4 protein-coding genes are annotated in these 3,942 nt (G+C 38.9%); 3 read left to right on the top strand and 1 reads right to left on the bottom strand.

Annotated elements, in window-relative coordinates; genetic code table 11:
• From AAC037_RS21100 to AAC037_RS21090, 3 genes are all read left to right on the top strand, one after another.
• Window positions 1–211 (top strand): rhodanese-like domain-containing protein (locus AAC037_RS21100; protein WP_339905409.1); only part of this gene is annotated, 211 nt, incomplete at its 5' end.
• 26 nt (window positions 212–237) lie between these two features.
• Complete coding sequence (locus AAC037_RS21095; protein ID WP_339905407.1) at window positions 238–714, top strand: Dps family protein; 477 nt, start codon at window positions 238–240, stop codon at window positions 712–714.
• Window positions 715–995: 281 nt separating this feature from the next.
• Window positions 996–1,748, top strand: a complete 753-nt coding sequence (locus AAC037_RS21090) for an AAC(3) family N-acetyltransferase (protein WP_339905406.1) — start codon at window positions 996–998, stop codon at window positions 1,746–1,748.
• Here the strand turns inward: AAC037_RS21090 and AAC037_RS21085 are convergent.
• Window positions 1,749–3,942: amidohydrolase family protein (locus AAC037_RS21085; RefSeq protein ID WP_339905404.1), on the bottom strand; the 2,194-nt coding region annotated here is incomplete at its 5' end.

Raw genomic sequence — 3,942 nt, 5'->3', positions numbered from 1 at the left:
ATTTCAAGGTGGACACATTAAAAAATCTACCAATATTCCTTTGGATACATTAGTGAGTAATCTGAGTAAGTTAAAAGATACAAACCAGCCCATAATTACTTGTTGTGCAAGTGGTATGAGAAGTGCTTCAGCCAAAAGAATACTGAAAGGAAAGGGATTCAAAGAAGTGTATAATGGAGGGGCATGGAACAGTTTACAAAGTAAAATTTAGTATTAATTTTTAAATAATAAACCAAAATGAAAAACACGAATCAAATTGGACTTGATGTTGCTAAGAGTAAATCCCTTGCTGAAGGGCTTAACAATTTACTTGCGGATTATATGATATTTTATCAAAACACCAGAGGGCTACATTGGAACATTAAAGGTGAGAAGTTTTTTGAACTGCATATGAAGTATGAAGAATTGTACAATGATCTATTGGTTAAGGTAGATGAAGTGGCAGAGAGAATACTTACACTGGGTGCAACTCCGCTTCATACTTTTGATGATTATAAAAAGGTAGCTAAAATCAAAAGTGTTAGCAATGTTTCTGATGGTAATGAAGGTGTGCAAAGCATATTGGGAGCATTTGAAACCATCATATTAAGACAGCGTGAATTACTGGCTATTTCTGCCGATGCAGAAGATGAAGGTACCAATGCCTTGATGAGTGATTATATTAGCGAGCAAGAAAAATTGGTTTGGATGTACTCATCCTTCTTAAATAAATAAACCATTCATAAGTAAGAGCGTTGATTTTCCTATCGAAAGGAAAATCAGGATTACTATAAATTAAATAAAAGCTTCCCTACTTTTGCTTTTAAGCAAAAGTAGGGAAGCTTTTTGATTGATATCAGTTCCTATTTTAAACCTTATAACGTTGATTAATAATAAAACCCTATCCCTGTTTAGGTTAAATTTCAATCAAAATAGTTAACTTTTTTGCATAAATATTTTGTCCACCATATTGGGTACAGTGAAAATGGACTTGATTTGGTTTTTTAATGTTGCTTATGAATAATATTGTGAAGCAAATAAGAAAGGATTTATCCTTATTAGGAATAAAAAAAGGAGATCATGTACTGGTACATGCTTCCCTTAATTCCATTGGTAAGTTTCCGGATAGGGCCAATATTTTTGTTCAGACTTTCATCGAGCATATAGGAGAGGAGGGAACCCTTCTAATGCCTAGTTTATCCTACAAAACCGTGAATAAAGCACAGCCTGTTTTTAATGAACTGAACACAGTGTCCTGTGTCGGGGCACTGACAGAGTTCTTTAGAACATATCCGGGTGTAAAAAGAAGTATTCATCCAACCCATTCGGTTTGTGGAATCGGAGCTAAAGCAACTTTTCTTTTAAAAGATCATTTTATGGATGAAACACCCTGCGGCCCCTATTCACCTTTTGCCAGACTACCTCTTATTGGAGGGAAAGTCTTGTTCTTGGGTTGTGGTACGAGACCCAATACTTCCATGCATGCAGTAGAAGAGAAAATCATTCCACCCTATTTATTTGGAGAAAAAGTAAACCATATTTTGCAATTTGCTGACGGGAAATCGATCCAGAAAACCTATCAAAGACATGGGTTTAAAGGCTACGAGCAGCGTTATGATCGACTGTTGAATGTGCTTGAGCCTGCAGAGTATAGAACAGGCAAGATCTTGGAAGCCAAAAGCATTGTAATGTTGGCCTCGGCCATATGGGAAAAAGGGGTCAAATATTTGAAACAAGACCCCTTTTATTTTATAGATAAAGCCAATTAATTATTGGCTCGTGTGTGCATGGCAACCACAACCACTCTGCATATATGTTCGTATGCTTTCATGCCAGGGGAAAGCTTCATGAAAAAGGCTGTTTTCCCAATAGAAAGGCTTACGCTTTTTTGCTTCATGGCCTATTTCATCCATGGTGTCTGCCTTATAAAGCCTTCCATTAATCATGGTATGTGAAATAGAATTGGAGTTTTGGATGTCCTCCAGTGGGTTTTTGTCCATAATAATAAGGTCGGCTAATTTCCCGGCTTTGATGGAGCCAATGTCTTTATCCATTCCGATATAAGCTGCTCCATTTATGGTGGCCGCTTTTAAAGCTTCATGATTTGACATTCCTCCTTGTACCAGACTCCAAAGCTCCCAATGTGCGCCCAACCCTTGCAATTGGCCATGGGCTCCTAAGTTTACTTTGACGCCTTTTTTTGCAAGTGAATGGACCTGCTTGGAAGTTAGTATATGGCCATTTTCATATTCGGCATCCGGAGCCATGGTTCGATGGCGCGAGCGAGCGTCAACTAGTCCTCTTGGAGTAAAGCGCAGAAGTTTTTCATCTTCCCAAACATTCGACTTTTGGTACCAATAATTTTCCCCATTGAGACCTCCATAATTTACAATTAGAGTAGGTGTATAAGCCACCTTAGTTCTTTTCCAAAATTCTATTACATCCTTGTAGACCGGAGCAATTGGAATATTGTGTTCTATACCCGTGTGCCCATCTTGCACCATTGATAAGTTGTGGAATAAGGTAGAGCCTCCTTCAGGGACCACGTTGACCCCCAATTCTCTGGCAGCTTGCAGCACCTGCTGTCGTTGGTCTCTTCTTGGCTGATTATAGGATTTGACAGAGGTAGCGCCAAATGCCCTTGTGCGCCGAATGGAAGATTTAGCATCCGCTAACTTATTGATAACAGCCTTAAAATCACCGTCTGCACCATATAAAATAAATCCTGTACTGAATACTCTTGGCCCTACTAATTGGCCACTTTTGATCATTTCAGCCAATGTAAATACCGTTTCACTATTGGCAGAGGGATCATGAGAAGTAGTGACACCATAGGCAAGGTTGGCGTACAATTGCCAGTTTTGTTGGACCGTAAGCCCATCTCTGAAAGCACCAATATGGGCATGTGCATCCACCATGCCGGGCATAATGGTTTTGCCATTCATATCATAGACAAGTGCATTTTTAGGGATTTGGACTTCTCCACGTTTACCTACCGATAGGATTTCAGCTCCTTCAACTACCAAGGTTCCATCTGTAATTACTTCTTCTCCCTCCATGGTAATGATAGTAGCCCCGGTAAAAGCAATGCTCCCTTTGGGTTGATCTACTTTGGTGATAAGCCCTATTTCAAGACCTTCTTTTTCCATGTCAGTAGCTATTTCACCTTCTGCCAAGAAAGAAAATTTGTCGCTTAGATTTGAGCTGTAATACTTGTCTCCTAAAACCCAATGTACTGTTTCGCTATTCTCTGACCAATGCAGATACAATCCTGCATCTTTATCCAGTGTTTCCACCGGAACGAATTTACTATTGTTGTCAAGATTAACCGTTTGGCCATTAAGGACTAAAGGAGATACATAAGCTTTGTGCAGGTGTATAAAAGCTACCCATTTATTATCAGGGCTAGGAACCAATCGGTTACCATATTTAGAGGCAACGTGCGTTTGCTCATCTTGTCCGTTTAGGTCAATTGATTTTAAACTTTTTGTCAGGTTTCCAAAAAACTTACCTCCGGTTTGGAAGAAAATTCTTTTACCATCTTTAGTGAAGCTAGGGAAATCTCCCGAAATATTTAAAAATTTAGCTTTACTTGTATTTAGGTTTAAAAGGTACAGTCCGGGATTTTTAGTAAAGGTTCTTCCCTGATCCAGGTTTCCACCCTCTTTTCTGTAAACCAATGTTTTACCATCCGGTGAATAGCTTGGGTGTCTGTAAATTCCTTTTTCTGTTGTAAGAGGGGAAATTTTCTTGCTATTTAGGTCAATTTCCAAGATGGTACCTTTATTTATATCATTCCAGGTAACAAAAGCTATTTTTTTACCATCCGGAGAAAAAGAGGGTTCAGCTTCAAAATCTTCACCGCTGGTCAGCCTTTTAGGTTTTCCATTGGGTAATTTTTTTGTCCATATATAACCCAGTGCCCTAAAAACAATACTTTGACCATCAGGGGAGGTGCTCACA

The sequence above is a fragment of the uncultured Cyclobacterium sp. genome, assembly GCF_963976465.1.
In the GTDB taxonomy this organism is placed as follows: Bacteria; Bacteroidota; Bacteroidia; order Cytophagales; family Cyclobacteriaceae; genus Cyclobacterium.
Note: the sequence above shows the minus strand (reverse complement) of the source record. Positions and strands in the feature narration are given on the sequence as shown.

Coding starts and splice junctions, on each gene's coding strand:
- AAC037_RS21095 (WP_339905407.1), top strand. CDS start 238: ATGAAAAACACGAATCAAATTGGACTTGATGTTGCTAAGAGTAAATCC.
- AAC037_RS21090 (WP_339905406.1), top strand. CDS start 996: ATGAATAATATTGTGAAGCAAATAAGAAAGGATTTATCCTTATTAGGA.